Genomic DNA, 17,307 nt, shown 5'->3' on the forward strand with positions numbered 1-17,307 from the left:
TACAATTAATTATATCATATCAAAAATTTGACTTAAATCTTTTGATAACGGGTTTTCTAAATCAATCATTTTTCTATTAATCGGATGCTCAAAAGAAATCCGATATGCATGTAATGCTTGTCTGGCAAATCGCGTATCATTCCCGTATAAAGTATCCCCCAGCAAAGGATGGCCAATCGCTTGAAAATGCACTCGAATTTGATGCGTTCTGCCGGTATGTAGTTTCACCTTAACAAGGGAGCAATCGTGTTCAGAATAGTAGTTCACTAATTGATATTCCGTTCTTGCTTCCTGACCTGAAATACTAACTTCTCTCGTGATGATTGAATCGGCTGTTCGATCTATAGGCATACAGATATTACCTTTCGCGTTTATCTGACCCGAACATAACAGTAAATATTGTTTTTCTATTTTTTGTGTTAAAAGATGATGGATTAGCTGATGCTTAGCAAATACAATCAACCCACTCGTATTACGATCCAGTCGACTCACCGGGTGTAACACCGAACAATCACCGAGCTCTATGAGCAACCCGTATACCGCTTCTATTAAACTATGGTGCGGATGAAGTCTTGAGGGTATGGTTGAAATAAAGGGAGGTTTCTCTACAATAATAATAAATTCATCATTATATAATATATTAAGTGAGGTATGAAAAGGTATTAAATTCATACTCCGTTGTTCTGCCGGTAATTGAACCGTTAACATATCTCCAGGATTTAATCTTCCTCTTACAGTTACAGTTGAGTCATTGATGATAAAAGCGCCATTTCTTTTAATGGCGCTCATTGATTTCTTGCTATAGTTCATTTCCAGCAGAAAACTTTTTACGGTAGTGGCTTCATGAATCGTATATGTGATTTGTTTCATTCACTTGCTATAAAGGAATCGTGTACTCTTTTCCAGAACGGAAAAGGTCTAAATCTTGCAAATCTCACTTTCTCATCTGCGACACGATATTGTATAGAAGCCACTCCTTTGTGATCGGCAGTCAAATGATCAAACGTTAGTTGCAAAGTACTCGGATTCGCTGGCACAACCTGACACGTATGGTGTTTAGGTAACACGAGTGGTGAACCAACTGTTCTGAATACACGATTATTAATTGAGGCAATTTCAGTAATTTGCATTGCTTCAAGTGAAGGATGAATTAAAGCGCCGCCAAGTGCCTTATTGTATGCCGTAGAACCACTCGGCGTAGAAATACACAATCCATCACCTCTGAAACGCTCAAACTGATCACCTCGAATCACAAGATCTGCTACCAGTGTTGCCCCGTTATGTGTTTTTACAGTTGCTTCGTTTAAAGCTAAATAGCGTGAAGGTCTGCCTTCTTCATATCTAACAATCACTTCAACAAGTGGATATTCAATTACCTGAAAAGTATCATTATTAATCGCGATTATCAGTTTCTCAACTTCATGTGGAAGCCAGTCTGCATAAAAACCTAGATGTCCGGTATGTATCCCTACAAAGCTGGTTTCGCTTAACCTATGGCTATATGTATGAAAAGCCTGCAAAAGTGTACCGTCACCACCGACAGAAATAACAATTTCTGGTGACTCTAAATCTTCGATCATATCAAAATCTTTCATATAACCTATCATTTTCTGTTTTAATGCATTACTTTTAGAATCACCTTTTGACAAAATATTAAAGCGCATTGCTTCACCCTCTTAGTCTCTAATCTCACTGCGTTGTTCAGAATAAAACTTTTGAGCTTCTTTGATTTCTTCTCGTATTTCTGACATTTCTTCATCCAATAAAAATGCTGCTTCAGCCGCTCGTTCCAGCCTATTTTGAATTTCAGGCGGATAATCTCCTGCATATTTATAGCGTAACGTATGTTCAATCGTCGCCCAAAAATTCATCGCTAATGTTCTGATTTGAATTTCGGCTAATATAAACTTCTGGCCACTTAATGTTTCGATTGGATACTTAATGATGACATGGTATGAACGATAACCACTTTCTTTAGTATCTTTAATATAATCACGTTCTTCAACCACTTCAAAGTCATGTCTATTACGCAGCATGTGAACGACAACGTCAATATCATCTACAAATTGACACATTAATCTTAGACCTGCGATATCATACATTTCCTCACTTAATCGGTCGAATGGTATACCACGGGTATTCGCCTTTTCGATGATGCTTGGTATCGGCTTTACACGTCCCGTTACAAACTCAATCGGTGATGATTTCCCCTCAGATTGAAATTGTTTACGAATACCCTTTAATTTAATTTTTAGCTCGTCTATTGCTTGCTTATATGGTGATAAAAATAAATCCCATTGGTTCATGACTTCACCTCATCCTAAAGCTCAAATACCTCTTCTACACGTTCTGTAAAAGACTTTCCATAATTAAAGTTATCTTTAATATTATCAAGCAGATCATCCAGCTCTTCCTTAAAATTTGTAAGTTCAATTGTACCGTACAGATACCATGGATAATCTTCATATGATTTAAGCATTGCCCAGGTTTCTTCTACAAAACGAAGATTCGCATATGTATCACCCGCATCAAGTAAATATACAAACTGAAAGTTATCGCTATCTACAACCATCGTTCCGGTTGCATTGGCCTTAATTTCACCTTCCTCAGTGAATAATGCTACTTTATTATCTTCAAGTTTTATTTCATTAACATGTAAATTCATTTTCTTCATCTCCTTAACATGAATATTTTATCATATATTATCTAAATACTTTAATGAATTTGTATGATTTCATCAATGTAATATACTTTACTTCAAAACTCCTGTTGTCCATAATAATAAATAAAAGGGGGCAAACCATGGAAGAACTTGAAATTGAATTCAAGAATCTTATTGATTACTCTAAATACGAAGAACTTAAGTCAACTCTATTTCACGAGGCACCTATAATTACACAAACGAACTTTTATATAGATACGAATCAATATGACCTAAAAAATCACAAATGTGCATTACGTATTCGGGACAATGGCCTTTCTAAAGAAATGACTCTGAAAGTCCCGCAAGATGTAGGTATCATGGAATATACGGGGAAAATTGACGAAAACATTATAGATCAGGAGTACATTGGCAGACAGTATATTCCTGAAAATATAGCACATCAATTATCTCAAATGAATATTCCTGACACTGGTTTACGTATATTTGGTGCCTTATCGACTGAACGTCGTGAAATAAAATATATGTCAGGTACTCTAGTTCTGGACGCCAGTTATTATCTGGATACAAGCGATTATGAACTAGAATTTGAAGTTCCAGATTATGAACAGGGAAAATCAGAGTTCGATGCTTTTATTAAACAGTATCATATAGAACAAGTGGATACGTTGAGTAAAGTACAGCGTTTCTATAATCACTATGCTCAGCTTACAAGCAAAATACTTTAAAAATGTATAATAAATGCTATATTAATATAAAGTGAGGAGGCGCTATATGGATACGATATATGAGCGCATCGGACAAGAAACACTCTATCAAATGATCGATATTTTTTACGGATATGTTAAGCAGGATGATCGTATAAACTATCTCTTTCCTGGTGATTTTAATGAAACTGCACGTAAACAAAAACAATTTTTAACGCAATTTCTTGGTGGACCAACCTTATATTCAGACGAGCATGGCCATCCTATGATGCGCGCTCGTCATATGAATTTTGCAATCGGTGAACGTGAGAAGAATGCCTGGTTAGAAAATATGACACGTGCAGCGCATGATGTAGCAATTGAAGATGAAGTGAGAGATTATTTGTTACAACGATTAGCATTAACTGCTGAACATATGAAAAACGTCTATTAAAGAATGAAGGTGATGTAGAATGGGACAACTACAATTAATGGTTAAGCAATCTGAGGAGCAACTTGCACCAAGTCAAAAAATTGAGATTTATTCTTTCTTCGATCCTTTTTGTAAGGATTCATGGGAATTAAAAGCAACGCTACGTAAATTGCAAATTGAATACTGTCAATTCGTAGAAGTCAAGCAAATTCTACTTCCGACCTTAAAAGTGTTAACAAAATGTCAGGCACAAAGTACTACTTGCGATGACAATATCGCATTAGCATTTAAAGCTGCCGAGTTGCAAGGTAGAAAAAAAGCAAATTTATTTTTAAACTTCATCCAAAATGAAATTATGCCAAAACAGGATATCATTACGAAGGAACTTATCATACATTGCGCAAAAAAAGCAGGTCTGGATGTTGATGTTTTCATGGAAGACATACGTAGTAATCATGTTACTTCATCTTTAAAGTGTGATCAGCATATCGCGAATGAAATGGATGTAACAGTAACACCGACTTTAGTTTTTTTTAATGAGAATTATGAAGATGAAGGGTTAAAGGTGGAAGGTGTTCATGCCTACCATATATATACCTATATTATTAATGAGTTAGTAGATACTCCAATTGAAAAGAAACTACCTCCTACATTAGCAGAATATATTCGTGAGCAGGAAATGGTAAGTGAAAATGAATTAGAAACTATTTATGAGTGGCCACACAATATACTACTCAATGAATTACGTAAGTTAAAATTACAGAATATCATTGAAGATGTATATTATGATCAGGATTTATTTTGGCGAATAAAAGCGTAACTGAAACAATAGTACAATTTACTATTGTTTCAGTTTTTTTGTGTATTAATATTTTTTATATTTTCATTAGTACAGTTATATCATATCTTTTTTATGTTTTATCGTACGAAGTTTCATTAAAAAAGGACAAAAAAAATACCGTGTCTGATTACACGGTATTTTAAACAAAGGGGATGGGAGAAATTTTTCACTCAAACAAAGGGGTATGTTTGGTATGTGATTAATTTCATGTACTTAATATAACACGTTAATCTTACTGTATCAACCCAAAACATGGATGTTCACAAAGATGACATATTGTAAACGGATACACAATTACGCTTTAAATGATTTAATTAAACGTTCAAATTCATTGAGTCGTTCCTCAAAGACTTTACATGCATTTTCAATCGTAGTGCTATCTGTCATATCCACGCCAGCTTTCTTTAACACCTCAATCGGATAATCTGAACTTCCTGCTTTTAAAAATTCATTGATATATCGTTCTACTGCTGGTTTTCCTTCTTCTAGTATCTGCTTACTCAATGCATAAGCTGCACTATAACCTGTTGCATATTGATAAACATAATAATTATAGTAAAAATGAGGGATTCTACTCCATTCATATTGAATATATTCGTCCGTAATAACTGCATCCCCGTAGTACTTTTTATTTAGATCAGCATACTCTTGATTTAATCGTTCTGCTGTTAACGGTTCGTTATTTTCTACTATCGTATGAATAATATATTCAAATTCAGCAAACATTGTTTGTCTGAAAACAGTTGCTCTGAAGCCGTCTAATTGATAATTGAGTAGATAGAGTTTCTTTTGCTCATCATTTAGATTTTTATACATATAGTCTGCGAGTAGCGCCTCATTACAAGTTGAAGCAACTTCTGCCACAAAAATAGAATAGCCTGACATATTTGAAGGTTGATGTTTACGCGAGAAATAACTATGTGCGCTATGACCAAATTCATGTGTAAGTGTGAAGGTGTTATTCACGCTGTCAGTCCAGTTCATTAAGATAAATGGATTGGTTCCAAATGTACCAGATGAGTATGCACCGCTTCGTTTACCCTTATTTTCATACACATCAACCCATCTATTCGTTAACCCTTCTTTAATAACATCTGTATATTCACTACCCATTGGCTCAAGTGATTTTAACATCCATTCTTTCGCTTCATCATAACTCACCTTAAATTCAATATCCTGAATGAGTGGGGTATACATATCGTACATGTACATTTCTTCAAGTTGTAACAGTTCTTTTCTTAATGCAGTATAACGATGAAGTAATGACAAATTATCGTTAATTGTGCTCACTAACGTATCATAGACTGATTCAGGAATATAGTTATTCGCTAAAGCCTGGTGACGTGCACTTTCGTAATTTCTTACTTTACTTGAAAACACACTTGATTTAACTTTACCTGACAATGTCTGTGATAATGTATTGTTGAACTTTCCGTATTGAGAATAGACTTCTTTGTATGCATTTTCTCTTAAAATACGGTCATCTGATTCTAGGTATGTAATGTAATTACCATGTGAAAGGGGTAGGCTATTACCCTCTTTATCGAGAACGTTATTAAATGTTAAATCAGCATTATTAAACATACTAAAAGTATTACTTGAAGAAGATAAAGCTTCCTGTGCCTGAGCTAATATTAATTCTTCTTTTTCGCTTAATACATGTGCCCTTTGCTGATTTAATTTTTCGAGATCAAACTTATAACGCTCTAAACCTTTATTTTCCTGAATAAATTGCTTTAGTTTTTCTTCATCAATCGCCATCAGTTCGGGCAGCATAAAACTCCATGCAGAAGAAAACTGACTGGCTAGACTTGCTGCGCGTTGCTCAAATGCTGTATATTTTGCATTCGTTGTATCTTCATCATGTTTTAGGTGAGCATACACATAGACTTTTCCTAATAATTCATCAATCTCTGAATCTAATAATAAGGCATTTAATAAAAGGTCACTTGATGTAGCTAGTTTACCTTGAAAATCTTTTTCTTTTCCGATGTAATCAGATAAAGTTTTAAATGCTTCTTCCCACTCCTCATCTGATTTAAATATTGTTGTTAGATCCCAAGTATTTTGTTCAATTTGTTCACTTCTTGTAATTAATTCAGTCATAATCTACCTCCAACATAATATTAACTTTAATTTTCTCATTTTTCTGTAATTATTGCACGCATTTCAGTTGATATCCTTTGATATTCCTTTAAAGTCTGTAACGCTAATTGTTCAGGTAACATAAATACTTTACTCTGCTCTGTAAAATTTAATAGTGTCATCCATTGACTGAAGTCAAAATTGTTGTTTTCAATCATTAGCATCAGCTGTACTTGCCATTCAATTGGATGACACTGTATATACATTTGTTCATTTAATATAATACTTAAGTAATCAGGGATTTGACGACGGTCAATCTTTAATTGATAGAGTCCACTTAATGTAGGTTCGAGTACCGACTTTTTAGCAAGACAATTTTTAATATGTTTCATTTTTTCACGATGATTTAATACATGATGACCTGGCATCAATTGATCCGTATTACATATCTTTAAAAACATCTCACCAGATTGAATACATTCTATTGATACTTCGAACACATTCCGATGCATAACCCTCAAAATACGAAGTGCGAAAAATGTTTTTAACTGAGTATGGTATGCAAATAATATATTACAATTTAAATGGATTAAAGCATTTTGAAAGGAAGTGAGTTCCATACGTTTCCCTTCAAGTTTTATATCTTCCATCTTAGCAATCCATATTACTTCAACACCTAATGACCGGTAACCCATTGTTCTTGACGCAATATGTGTTACCGGAATAACCGACATCTGGAGCTCTAATGCGACACCTGATTGATGATAACAATCTGGTATTTGCTCTATTTCAGGTAAATAATATTCTAAAAAACAGTCTTTAGGATGGAATAAATCATATAATGCATACTTACCTTCAATATGTGCAGCTGTTTCAGCCTTATAAGTATACATAAAACAATCTTTTATAGATTGATGGGCAAAATGAGCCATCTTAACTGTTCCTTTTTTCAATATAACGGGTTGACTACAAATTGGACACGTGTATTTCCCATTCTTAGCATGCTTTGCGTCTACCAACTGATTGTTTATATCTAATGCTTGTAACATAAAAAAGCACCTCCTACTTATATATAGTAGGAAATGCACAAAGTATTTTTTACAATTCTGTAAATAATGTAATGATTATTGTTTAAAGTGCTTCTTCACTTGATGCTTCACATTATAACTCATGACAACCTTACCATACTCTTCAAGCTGTTCAATTGATATACGCGTCTCATCAGCATATTCAAGAATATGCGCAACATATGTATGCACTTCTTCATCTGAACAACGATCATCAAAATTCACATAGTAATAGTATTTACCATCTAACATGTATAATAAATCTTCAATATCTATATCAAGATGACGATCATAACTGAACTGAATGATATCTTCTAATGAGTTAAAATGAGCAATAAACTCATTATCTAATTCATTAATCGCAGCAGCTTTCATCAATAAATCTCTTAATTCTTTCTCATCATGCATTGATTTATTCAGAAAATCATTGACATGATACTCAAGATTTTCGGGCGACTCATCTTCAGGTAACTGCAGTGCATCATCAGATTTAGATTTAGTCACAACGAATTCAATACCTTTATCAAATGCATGAACTTGTATCCATAACGGTCCTTCAACAAAAAAATCTTCTTCATCGTTGATTTCTTCCATCATAGACCAAAAGAATGCTTCTCCAGCTTTACGACTCGTCCATAATTCATCACGTTTAAAGCCCCTTGCCTCTATATCAGCATAAGTTAGGTAAAATTTCAAAGTAGTGTCATTTACGCGTTCAATTCTCATGGTCTAATCCCCCTATCATTAGAATTGTAAGTCTATTGTACATGAAAGGGCACAGTGTCTCAATGAATTAACCTTCAAAGAACACATAAAAAAACTGTCAAATATGTTCATGTGAACATTATTTGACAGCAATAAAATTAATCTACCATACGTTGCGCTTCTAATAATTGGAACGTGCGAACTTTACGTGGTAAGAAACGTCTGATTTCATCTTCGTTATAACCCACTTGAAGACGTTTTTCATCCAGGATAATTGGTCGACGTAATAAACCAGGATTCTTTTGAATGATTTCATAAAGTTCTTGTAACGGTAAAGCATCAATATCTACATTTAATTTTTGGAATGTTTTAGAACGCGTAGAGATAATTTCATCAGTACCGTCCTCAGTCATTCTTAAGATTGCTTTTATTTCATCAATTGATAAGTTTTCTGAAAATATATTACGCTCCGTATACGGAATGTCATGTTCTTGTAACCATGCTTTCGCTTTACGGCAAGATGTGCAACTTGGTGAAGTAAATAATGTTACCATACATCTCACTCTCCTATGTGTTATTTATCAGCTAGATAGTATATGTATAATTTATCGTTAACGCTAAATTATATTTACCCATTAATCAACAATCTAAACATTGTCAACTGATTTGTTCGAAATGATAAAATAGTTCGAACTACGGTTAAGATAAATTGTTTATCTGATTAATCTAACTTGATATTTATATTATATAATCAGAACATTAAAATTTAATGAGAATTCTATAATAAAATGAAAATAATTATCTGAACATTCAATTTCATCTCATCAACGCGGCTCAAACTATATATAACCTCACTATACATTGCTCTAATACTTATAGCAATACGTTTTCATTTATTTTCATAAATGTCACAAACTCTATTTTTCTTAATTGATGTGATATAGTACAATATAATTACCATATTAAAAGGAGAAATAACTATGCAAACATTATTCTCAGGCATTCAGCCGAGCGGTATTCCAACAATCGGTAACTATATTGGAGCCTTAAAACAATTCGTCGAAATCCAAAATGATTATGATTGCTACTTCTGTATTGTTGATCAGCATGCGATTACAGTGCCTCAGGAAAAAGCAGCACTCAGAAAAAATATCCGTTCACTAGCTGCACTTTATTTAGCAAGTGGATTAGATCCTGAAAAAGTAACATTATTTATTCAGTCAGAAGTCACTGCACATGCGCAGGCAGGTTGGATGCTTACAACGATTTCTACAATCGGTGAATTAGAGAGAATGACTCAATATAAAGATAAAGCAAAAGACCGTAAAGAAGGTATCCCTGCAGGATTATTAACTTACCCACCATTAATGGCTGCTGATATACTTTTATATGGTACCCATATCGTGCCTGTAGGTGATGATCAAAAGCAGCATTTAGAGTTAACACGTGATTTGGCAGAGCGATTTAACAATAAATATAATGATATTCTGACGATTCCAGAAATTAGAATGCCTAAAGTCGGTGGACGTGTGATGAGCTTACAAGATCCGACAAAGAAAATGAGTAAATCTGATACAAATACAAAGGGATTTATTTCACTTTTAGATCCGCCAAATACTGTAGCCAAAAAAATTAAAAGTGCTGTGACAGATTCAGAAGGCATCGTTAAATACGATAAGGAAAATAAACCGGGTATCTCTAACTTGCTTGGTATCTATTCAATCTTTTCTGGAAAATCTATCGAAGCAATAGAAGCAATGTATGAAGGAAAAGGTTATGGTGAATTTAAAGCTGATCTTGCTGAAGTCATGGTGAATTTTATTACGCCGTTTCAGGAGAAATATGAGTACTATATGAACTCACCAGAACTTGATGACATTTTAGACCGCGGTGCTGAAAAAGCAGCATTTAAAGCCAATAAGATGCTTAAGAAAATGGAAAATGCCATGGGTCTTGGCAGAAAGAGAAAATAAACACCTAAAAAGAGCAATTCGACTTATGTCGAATTGCTCTTTAATAATTACTATATTACTTTTTCTCAATATAAGCATTTTTCAGTGTAGTATCTCCACCGAACTTATGAATTACAAAGTTTTTAACATAAGGTTGAACTAATCTTGCAGCACCACGTTGATAAACTGGAGCAAATGCTGCATCTTTTAATACAATATCTTCTGCTTTTGCCATTGCATCCCAACGTTTAGCAGTATCACTTAATAATGGACCTTTAGCATCTTTAACTAATTGATCAAACTCTTTATTAGACCATCCTGTTTGGTTATGTGCACCTTTAGTTACCCATAAGTCAACAAATGTCATTGGATCTGGATAGTCAGGTCCCCAACCACCAAATGATAAATCATAATCCATTTTAGATTCTAACTGTAATTTTTGCTTAAATGGTTGTTGTTTAATAGTAATTTTAACACCTGGTAAATTGCTTTCTAATTGTTCTTTAATATATTCACCAGCAGTTTTTGATTCTTCAGCATCAAATGTTAAATATTCAAATTCGAATTTATCTTTACCTAATGCCTTTTTAGCTTTTTCATAATGATCTTTTGCAGCTTTTTTATCATAAGTTAACTTTTCTTTAACTGAATCTACGAAGTCTTTCCCATCTTTTTCAACAAAGTCTTTAGGTGTATTAGTATCTAATGGAACTGACCCATTTTTAAGTAATGTATCAACATAAGATTGTTTATCAATAGATTTCGCAATAGCTAATCTTAAATCTTTATTTTTAAGTGCAGGATTTTTTTGATTCATACGAATAATGTATGTAGTTGTTTGTTTTTCTGTTTGGAATTTAGGATCTTTCTTATATTTATCAATCTGCTCAGGAGGTAATCCAACTCTGTCTAATTTATTTGTATTAAATAAGTTTAAAGCAGTATTTTGATCTTTGATAATTTTATAGTTAACTTCTTTTAATTTTACAGCTTTTTTATCCCAATACTCTTTATTTGGAGTTAATTGGAATGATTTTTCTGTTTGCCAATCATTTAATACAAATGGTCCATTGTATAATGTATTTTCTTTAGAAGTTCCGTATTTATCACCTTTTTCTTTTACGAACTTCTCATTTTGAGGTAAGAATACACCAAAAGTTAATAATTCTTTAAAGTAAGGTACATTAGATTCTAATTGAATTTGTAATGTTTTGTCATCAAGTGCTTTTACACCTAGTTCATCGACTTTCTTTTTACCAGCATTTACATCAGCTGCATTTTTTAAATCCATCATAATATATGCATATTCAGATGCAGTTTTTGGATCTAAAGTACGTTTCCATGCAAATTCAAAGTCTTTTGCAGTAACTGGATCTCCATTTGACCATTTTGCATCATCACGTAATTTAATAGTCCACGTTTTTCCATCTTTAGATTTTTCAGGCTCACCTTTAGCAATTGCTGGAATAGCTTTATCATTTTTATCTAAGCTATATAATCCTTCCATAACTTGAAAGAATACATTAAAAGATACTTGGTCAGTTGCTAATGAAGAATCAAGTGTTGGAATATCTGAACCTTCTTGAAGATTTAAAACTTGTTCATTTTTACCACCACCTGACTTACCTCCAGAACATGCAGCGAGAATGCCTGAAAGTGATAAAATCAGTACTAAAAATAATGATAAACTTTTTTTCATTTCTTTTCCCCCTTTTTAGTTATAATCTTACTAAAATGAATTTTCAGAAGATTTGTATTAATTATATTTTATATTTTTTGCTTTAGCAATAGTTTTTTAACAATTCAATCATTTAATATTATGCATAAATATTAATAATTATGATTGTATAGTTTTTTCAGATTTTCATATTCTTTTGGTGAACAATAAACATAATGATCTGGTGCTACTTCACGTAATTCTAATACGTCATCTGCTGTATAAGCATGAACATCCGGGTTGTAAGTTTTTCGTACACGTGTACGCTCAGATTCAGGATCTGGTAATGGAATTGCTGATAGTAATGACTTCGTATATTCATGAAGTGGATTATTATAAATCGCTTCAGCTGGTCCTACTTCAACTAATTTACCAAAATACATTACACCGATTCGATCAGAGATATACTTAACCATTGATAAATCATGGGCAATGAATAGGAATGTTATACCACGTTCTTTTTGAAGCTTCTGCATTAAGTTAACGACTTGTGCCTGAATAGAAACATCAAGCGCTGAGATAGGTTCATCAGCAATAATGAATTCAGGTTCTACAGCTAATGCACGTGCAATTCCGATACGTTGACGTTGTCCTCCAGAGAACTCATGTGGATATCGATTCGCATGTTCTTTTGATAATCCTACTGTTTCCAGTAATTCATATACACGATTCGCACGGTCTTGTTTATTTTTTGCTAATTTATGAATATCAATACCTTCTGCAACAATATCCATTACTTTAAGACGTGGATTAAGTGATGCGTATGGATCCTGGAAAATCATCTGCATACGTCGATTAAATTTTAATAAATCTTTCTTATGCTTAATTGATTGAATATCTGTACCATCAAAGATAACTTGTCCACCCGTCGCATCATATAATTTGATTAATGTTCGCCCAGTTGTCGATTTACCACAACCTGACTCTCCTACTAATCCTAAAGTCTCTCCACGATAAATATCAAACGTAATATCATCAATCGCTTTGACTTCATTTTTCTTTCCGACATTAAAGTATTGCTTCAAGTTCTTAACTTCGATTAATTTCGTTTTACCTTCTGCGTATGGTTTGTACCCTACTGCTGCTTTTTCTGCTTCTGTTAAAGTTGTTTTATTTAATTCGGCATCTGAGTATTGAGACGCATCTTCAACGATTTCTTCATCGCTAACTTGAATTGGACCATCTTCAATTGTATGCTCTTCTACTACTGTATGATTGTCTGTAACAGTTGTGTTAATATCATGACTTGTTGTTTCAACATTTGGATCATTAACATCCGTTACTTTAACACGACCATGCGTATTGTTATGCACTCTATCATCTCTCATTAGAAACTAACCCCCTCTACTCGTTTTGGTTCTGCATAATCACCAGGCATTGGGCGCAGTTTTTGTTTTACCATTTCCGGAGGATCAACTTTAGGTGCTTGTGGATCCATTAACCAGCTCTTTACAAAGTGTGTATCAGAAACTTGATACCAAGGTGGCTCTTGTTCAAAATCAATCTGTAGTGCATAATCCGAACGACGTGCAAATGCGTCTCCTACTGGTGGTTTAATTAAATCCGGTGGTGTACCTGGAATCGCTTTAAGTTCAGTATCCTGACTTGTATCTAAACTTGGCATCGATGATAATAGTCCCCATGTATATGGATGTTTTGGATTGTAGAAAATTTCATCAACTGTTCCAGTTTCAACGATTTGACCACCATACATTACGGCTACACGATCTGCAACATTTGCTACAACTCCTAAATCATGTGTAATGAAAATAATAGATGTATCAATTTTCTTTTGTAAATCTTTCATTAACTCTAAAATTTGAGCCTGAATTGTAACATCTAGTGCTGTTGTTGGCTCGTCAGCAATTAAAATTTTAGGATCACATGCAAGTGCAGTCGCAATAACGATACGTTGACGTTGCCCCCCTGAAAATTGGTGAGGGTAATTATTAAAACGTCCCTCTGGATTAGGAAGTCCAACTAAGCGTAAAATATCTAATGCGCGTTCTTTTGCTTCTGCTTTTGATAATTTTTGATGTTTAATTAGAGGTTCCATTACTTGTTTCCCAATTTTCATCGTTGGATTTAAAGATGTCATTGGATCCTGGAAAATCATTGAAATATCTTTACCACGAACCTCTTGCATTTCTTTTTCTGATAACTTCGCGATATCTTTACCATCAAATAAAATTTGTCCTTCTTTTATTCTTGATGGAGGTGTTGGTAAAAGACGCATAATTGCTTTTGTAGTAACCGATTTTCCTGAACCTGATTCACCTACTATGGCAAGTGTTTCTGCTTTATCCAAATGAAAATCCACTCCACGTACTGCTTGAACTTCCCCCGCGAGAATATCGAAGGAAACTTTTAAATTCTTAACTTCAAGTATTCTTTCTGCCATTATTATTTCCTCCTTTATTTACGCATTTTTGGATCAAATGCATCACGCACACCATCACCAAATAAGTAGAAACATAAAATTAATAAACTTAAAATAGTTGCTGGAATAAACATTTGATAAGGATTTATCATAATCATTTTACGACCATCATTAACAAGTGAACCTAATGATGCTTGAGGAGCAGGGATACCTAACCCGATAAAGCTTAAAAATGCTTCAAAAAAGATTGCACTTGGTATAGAGAACATAGCCGTAACAATAATTGGCCCTAAAGTATTGGGTAAAATATGTTTGAAAATCAAACTTTTATTAGAAGCTCCTAATGTTCTAGATGCTAATACAAATTCTTGATTTTTAAGTTTTAAAAATTGTCCGCGGACAATTCGGCTCATTCCTATCCAACCTGTTAAACTCATTGCTAAAATAATTGTTAACATACTTGCATCAAAAATAATTACAAATAAAATCATAATGATTAAGTTCGGAATTGAGGCTATAACTTCAATTATTCTTTGCATGAGTGTATCAACCCATCCACCAAAGAACCCTGAAATTGATCCATATGTAATTCCAATTAAAACGTCTAAAAGAGCTGCAATTAATCCAATTAAAATTGAAACCTGTGTACCCTTCCATACTCTTGTAAAGATATCTCTTCCTAATCGGTCAGTTCCAAACCAATAACTTTCTTTAATATTTTCACTTTCATATCTGTTATAACCATCTTTATCCGCACCTGTAAAAGGTAAAAATTTTACATCTTTTATCACTTCAATTCTTGGAGGTAAGTTTTCATGTCCTTTAATTTGCTGGCGATATGAATGTCCACTAATTAAAGGGCCAATTATAGAAATAAGAATTATTAAAATAAGTCCAATTAAACCTACATAAGCTCCACGGTTACTCTTAAGTTGAATCCATGCATCCTGCCAAAAAGTTTTAGATTCTCTTTCAATTTTTTCTTCAAATATCTCTTCTCTGTCAGTAAGTACAAATGATCCAGGATGAGTTTGTAATTGTTGATTTAAATCAGCATTGTTAAAAGTTTCTAGATTATTATCCTTATTTATCATTAATCTTTACCTCCTTGCACACGAATTCTTGGATCAATAATGCCGTATAGAACATCCACAATAAATAAAACAGAAATAAACAAGAAACTTATAAATAATGTTAATGCCATAATTACTGGATAATCATTCATTTGTATTGAACGTACAAACTGGTCACCTATACCAGGTATAGCAAAGATAGTTTCAATTGTTAATGCACCAGTTAAAATACCAACTGTCATGGGACCAATTAAAGTGATTATCGGTATTAAGGCATTTCTCAAAGCATGACCGAATAATACTTTTACTGTTGAATTACCTTTTGCTTTCGCTAAAGTAATGTAATCAGAACCTAGTACCTCTATCATTTCTGATCTAATATACCTAGCAATAGTAGCTATTACACTAGCTGATAAAGCAATAGAAGGTAAAACTGCATATTCCAGTCCATCAAATTCTGCAGCAGGGAATATCTGCCACTTTACAGCTAAGAAATATTGTAATAAAACAGCAAGAACGAATGATGGTACTGATATAGCAATAACAGAGAAGACTGTGGCAAGATAATCTACCCATGTATTCTGTTTTACAGCCGCTATCACGCCTAATAGTATTCCTAATATTACACCAATAATCATGGCATATAACCCGATTTCCGCAGATGGTCCAAGTCTAGGAACAATTAAATCCAATACATCTCTACCTGCGTATTTAAATGAAACTCCAAAATCCCCTTTAACGATATTTTTCATATAATTAATGTACTGTACAGGTAAAGGATCATTTAATCCATATTTTTCATTAATGATAACTTTCTGTTCTGCTGAAAGTTTTTCATCATTAAATGGAGAACCAGGCATAAGTTTCATTAGAAAAAATGTAGCAGTAGCAATAATAAATAAAGTAACTAACATATAGCCTAGTCGTTTTAAAGCAAATTTTAACATTTTTTGTCCCCCTCTTTATGAGTTATTTTTCAATAATAATAAATCCTAAAACTTTTCTCCGAATGATATTTTTTAATATTCAGAAGATTTAACCATATTATAATGTTTAATAGATATAATAATCAACATATTTTTTATACATTATAATTTATAAATTTTATTGTTATACTAACATCATCGCATTAAAGCGCCAAAAAAACTTATATTTATTCTTTAAAAAGAATTTTTATATATATCAGCTAAATTTTTTCTAGTGTTTTCCTTGAATTTATTTTTTTGTATACACTATTCTGAATAATAGGTATAATCAAAAGCAGGAGGAATATAAGTGAATAAATACATAATAATTTTATTGATTGAATTTGTTTTATCTCTGATTTTTACAATATTTACTGGCTTTGATTTTTATAACATTATCAATGGTATATTTATAATCTCAATAACGGGTCTATGTATTGGATTATTAATGAAGATTTATGGTGACGGAGCCTTTAGTATCATGGGGCATTCATTTAGGAAATTTAATTATATAATGTCTCCTAAGCGTATTAAAAAAACAATGGATGCCGATCCAAGTTTTAATAAAGAATTACGTATACGACACGAAAATTATATTTGGACTTATCCAATTTTATTCTCTTCTCTTGGTCTTCTTATATTTAGTATGTTAATTTCAATGATTTAATTAATTTTAAAATAATAAAAACAGATTAGAAAAAGAAATAATCTATAAATTCTTTCTCTAATCTGTTTTTTATT

18 protein-coding genes are annotated in these 17,307 nt (G+C 32.9%); 5 read left to right on the forward strand and 13 right to left on the reverse strand.

All coding sequences use genetic code 11. The features are described 5' to 3' along the window. Nucleotides 1-9: 9 nt before the first annotated feature. Genes ACMGE6_RS00490 through ACMGE6_RS00505 form a run of 4 tightly spaced genes read right to left on the reverse strand, consistent with a single transcriptional unit; the run spans nt 10 to nt 2,665 of the window. Nucleotides 10-870, reverse strand: coding sequence for an RluA family pseudouridine synthase (locus ACMGE6_RS00490; RefSeq protein ID WP_414054062.1), 861 nt, complete (start codon nt 868-870; stop codon nt 10-12). Then, nucleotides 867-1,664: an NAD kinase gene (locus ACMGE6_RS00495; RefSeq protein WP_414044624.1), complete on the reverse strand. Its 798-nt coding sequence runs from the start codon at nt 1,662-1,664 to the stop codon at nt 867-869. The genes ACMGE6_RS00490 and ACMGE6_RS00495 overlap by 4 nt, the downstream gene beginning before the upstream one ends. Nucleotides 1,665-1,676: 12 nt before the next feature. Beyond that, complete coding sequence (locus ACMGE6_RS00500; protein ID WP_414044625.1) at nt 1,677-2,306, reverse strand: GTP pyrophosphokinase; 630 nt, start codon at nt 2,304-2,306, stop codon at nt 1,677-1,679. Between the two features lie 14 nt (nt 2,307-2,320). Beyond that, nucleotides 2,321-2,665, reverse strand: coding sequence for a hypothetical protein (locus tag ACMGE6_RS00505; protein WP_414044626.1), 345 nt, complete (start codon nt 2,663-2,665; stop codon nt 2,321-2,323). A 137-nt stretch (nt 2,666-2,802) separates the two neighbouring features. On the opposite strand from ACMGE6_RS00505, the gene ACMGE6_RS00510 reads away from it, so the two are divergent. Genes ACMGE6_RS00510 through ACMGE6_RS00520 form a run of 3 tightly spaced genes read left to right on the forward strand, consistent with a single transcriptional unit; the run spans nt 2,803 to nt 4,601 of the window. Beyond that, the gene (locus ACMGE6_RS00510) at nt 2,803-3,390 is read left to right on the forward strand and encodes a CYTH domain-containing protein (protein WP_414054063.1); all 588 of its coding nucleotides are present in this window, start codon (nt 2,803-2,805) and stop codon (nt 3,388-3,390) included. Between the two features lie 46 nt (nt 3,391-3,436). Beyond that, a complete protein-coding gene (locus ACMGE6_RS00515; RefSeq protein ID WP_414044628.1) occupies nt 3,437-3,802 on the forward strand; it encodes a globin in 366 nt (121 codons plus the stop codon). A 19-nt stretch (nt 3,803-3,821) separates the two neighbouring features. Next, complete coding sequence (locus tag ACMGE6_RS00520) at nt 3,822-4,601, forward strand: DsbA family protein (RefSeq protein ID WP_414054064.1); 780 nt, start codon at nt 3,822-3,824, stop codon at nt 4,599-4,601. A 315-nt stretch (nt 4,602-4,916) separates the two neighbouring features. On the opposite strand, the gene pepF is transcribed toward ACMGE6_RS00520, so the two are convergent. The 4 genes from pepF to spxA all read right to left on the reverse strand — a co-directional run bounded on the left by pepF (nt 4,917) and on the right by spxA (nt 9,033). Further along, a complete protein-coding gene (gene pepF, locus ACMGE6_RS00525) occupies nt 4,917-6,728 on the reverse strand; it encodes an oligoendopeptidase F (RefSeq protein WP_414054065.1) in 1,812 nt (603 codons plus the stop codon). Between the two features lie 35 nt (nt 6,729-6,763). Continuing rightward, nucleotides 6,764-7,756, reverse strand: a complete 993-nt coding sequence (locus tag ACMGE6_RS00530; protein ID WP_414044631.1) for a competence protein CoiA — start codon at nt 7,754-7,756, stop codon at nt 6,764-6,766. A 75-nt stretch (nt 7,757-7,831) separates the two neighbouring features. After that, entirely contained in the window at nt 7,832-8,500 is a 669-nt protein-coding gene (mecA, locus tag ACMGE6_RS00535) for an adaptor protein MecA (RefSeq protein WP_414054066.1), read from the reverse strand. Between the two features lie 137 nt (nt 8,501-8,637). Next, on the reverse strand, nt 8,638-9,033 hold the full coding sequence (gene spxA, locus ACMGE6_RS00540; protein ID WP_096076985.1) for a transcriptional regulator SpxA: 396 nt from the start codon (nt 9,031-9,033) through the stop codon (nt 8,638-8,640). A gap of 426 nt (nt 9,034-9,459) precedes the next feature. On the opposite strand from spxA, the gene trpS reads away from it, so the two are divergent. Further along, the gene (trpS, locus tag ACMGE6_RS00545) at nt 9,460-10,452 is read left to right on the forward strand and encodes a tryptophan--tRNA ligase (protein ID WP_414054067.1); all 993 of its coding nucleotides are present in this window, start codon (nt 9,460-9,462) and stop codon (nt 10,450-10,452) included. 55 nt (nt 10,453-10,507) lie between these two features. Here the strand turns inward: trpS and ACMGE6_RS00550 are convergent, their stop codons facing one another. From ACMGE6_RS00550 to opp3b, 5 genes are all read right to left on the reverse strand, one after another. Further along, entirely contained in the window at nt 10,508-12,130 is a 1,623-nt protein-coding gene (locus ACMGE6_RS00550; RefSeq protein WP_414054068.1) for a peptide ABC transporter substrate-binding protein, read from the reverse strand. A gap of 131 nt (nt 12,131-12,261) precedes the next feature. After that, complete coding sequence (locus ACMGE6_RS00555) at nt 12,262-13,188, reverse strand: ABC transporter ATP-binding protein (RefSeq protein WP_414046805.1); 927 nt, start codon at nt 13,186-13,188, stop codon at nt 12,262-12,264. Between the two features lie 287 nt (nt 13,189-13,475). Continuing rightward, nucleotides 13,476-14,549 carry an ABC transporter ATP-binding protein gene (locus ACMGE6_RS00560; protein WP_414044635.1) on the reverse strand — a complete coding sequence of 358 codons (1,074 nt, stop codon included), beginning with the start codon at nt 14,547-14,549 and terminating at the stop codon, nt 13,476-13,478. A gap of 14 nt (nt 14,550-14,563) precedes the next feature. Further along, a complete protein-coding gene (opp3C, locus tag ACMGE6_RS00565) occupies nt 14,564-15,622 on the reverse strand; it encodes an oligopeptide ABC transporter permease (RefSeq protein ID WP_414054069.1) in 1,059 nt (352 codons plus the stop codon). Further along, complete coding sequence (gene opp3b / locus ACMGE6_RS00570) at nt 15,622-16,548, reverse strand: oligopeptide ABC transporter permease (protein WP_414044637.1); 927 nt, start codon at nt 16,546-16,548, stop codon at nt 15,622-15,624. Before opp3b ends, opp3C begins: the two co-directional genes overlap by 1 nt. A gap of 328 nt (nt 16,549-16,876) precedes the next feature. Here opp3b and ACMGE6_RS00575 point away from each other — a divergent pair, with 328 nt between their 5' ends. Beyond that, complete coding sequence (locus ACMGE6_RS00575; protein WP_414044638.1) at nt 16,877-17,233, forward strand: DUF3899 domain-containing protein; 357 nt, start codon at nt 16,877-16,879, stop codon at nt 17,231-17,233. Nucleotides 17,234-17,307: the final 74 nt, after the last annotated feature.

Source organism: Macrococcus equi, assembly GCF_047426745.1.
Classification (GTDB): domain Bacteria; phylum Bacillota; class Bacilli; order Staphylococcales; family Staphylococcaceae; genus Macrococcoides; species Macrococcoides equi.

What these genes read in the sequence shown, in the direction of transcription:
- ACMGE6_RS00490 (WP_414054062.1), bottom strand. Translation starts at nt 870, where the DNA reads ATGAAACAAATCACATATACGATTCATGAAGCCACTACCGTAAAAAGT.
- ACMGE6_RS00495 (WP_414044624.1), bottom strand. Translation starts at nt 1,664, where the DNA reads ATGCGCTTTAATATTTTGTCAAAAGGTGATTCTAAAAGTAATGCATTA.
- ACMGE6_RS00500 (WP_414044625.1), bottom strand. Translation starts at nt 2,306, where the DNA reads ATGAACCAATGGGATTTATTTTTATCACCATATAAGCAAGCAATAGAC.
- ACMGE6_RS00505 (WP_414044626.1), bottom strand. Translation starts at nt 2,665, where the DNA reads ATGAATTTACATGTTAATGAAATAAAACTTGAAGATAATAAAGTAGCA.
- ACMGE6_RS00510 (WP_414054063.1), top strand. Translation starts at nt 2,803, where the DNA reads ATGGAAGAACTTGAAATTGAATTCAAGAATCTTATTGATTACTCTAAA.
- ACMGE6_RS00515 (WP_414044628.1), top strand. Translation starts at nt 3,437, where the DNA reads ATGGATACGATATATGAGCGCATCGGACAAGAAACACTCTATCAAATG.
- ACMGE6_RS00520 (WP_414054064.1), top strand. Translation starts at nt 3,822, where the DNA reads ATGGGACAACTACAATTAATGGTTAAGCAATCTGAGGAGCAACTTGCA.
- pepF (WP_414054065.1), bottom strand. Translation starts at nt 6,728, where the DNA reads ATGACTGAATTAATTACAAGAAGTGAACAAATTGAACAAAATACTTGG.
- ACMGE6_RS00530 (WP_414044631.1), bottom strand. Translation starts at nt 7,756, where the DNA reads ATGTTACAAGCATTAGATATAAACAATCAGTTGGTAGACGCAAAGCAT.
- mecA (WP_414054066.1), bottom strand. Translation starts at nt 8,500, where the DNA reads ATGAGAATTGAACGCGTAAATGACACTACTTTGAAATTTTACCTAACT.
- spxA (WP_096076985.1), bottom strand. Translation starts at nt 9,033, where the DNA reads ATGGTAACATTATTTACTTCACCAAGTTGCACATCTTGCCGTAAAGCG.
- trpS (WP_414054067.1), top strand. Translation starts at nt 9,460, where the DNA reads ATGCAAACATTATTCTCAGGCATTCAGCCGAGCGGTATTCCAACAATC.
- ACMGE6_RS00550 (WP_414054068.1), bottom strand. Translation starts at nt 12,130, where the DNA reads ATGAAAAAAAGTTTATCATTATTTTTAGTACTGATTTTATCACTTTCA.
- ACMGE6_RS00560 (WP_414044635.1), bottom strand. Translation starts at nt 14,549, where the DNA reads ATGGCAGAAAGAATACTTGAAGTTAAGAATTTAAAAGTTTCCTTCGAT.
- opp3C (WP_414054069.1), bottom strand. Translation starts at nt 15,622, where the DNA reads ATGATAAATAAGGATAATAATCTAGAAACTTTTAACAATGCTGATTTA.
- opp3b (WP_414044637.1), bottom strand. Translation starts at nt 16,548, where the DNA reads ATGTTAAAATTTGCTTTAAAACGACTAGGCTATATGTTAGTTACTTTA.